This is a genomic window from Streptomyces sp. SID486 (genome assembly GCF_009865385.1).
Taxonomy (GTDB): Bacteria; Actinomycetota; Actinomycetes; order Streptomycetales; family Streptomycetaceae; genus Streptomyces.
In genome coordinates this window covers 1-350 of the sequence record NZ_WWJT01000626.1, presented here as the reverse complement: position 1 = coordinate 350, position 350 = coordinate 1, and the positions used below count along the sequence as shown (strand labels likewise).

At 76.6% G+C, this 350-nt stretch carries 1 pseudogene; it reads right to left on the bottom strand.

From position 1 onward, the window contains the following. Positions 1 to 150: 150 nt before the first annotated feature. Positions 151 to 350, bottom strand: a pseudogene (locus GT045_RS28885) (glucose-6-phosphate isomerase); the annotation flags it as partial.

Sequence of the window (350 nt, the reverse complement as noted above, 5' to 3'; positions counted from 1 at the left end):
CAGCGGCCCGGCTCCAGCGGCCCGGCTCCGGCGGATGCGCGCCCGCCTTGGCGCCACCGGCCCGGCACCGGCGGATGCGCGCCACAGCCTTGGCGCCACCGGCCCGGCACCGGCGGATGCGCGCCACCGGCCCGGCTCCGGCGGCCCGGCTCAGCTTCGGCCGCGCAGCTCCCGGTACCGGGCGACCAGCGCCTTCGTCGACGCGTCCAGGCCGGGGACCTCGGCGCCCTCGGTGAGGGCGGGTTCGATCCGCCTGGCGAGCACCTTGCCCAGCTCCACACCCCACTGGTCGAAGGAGTCGATGTTCCACACCGCGCCCTGCACGAACACCTTGTGCTCGTAGAGGGCGA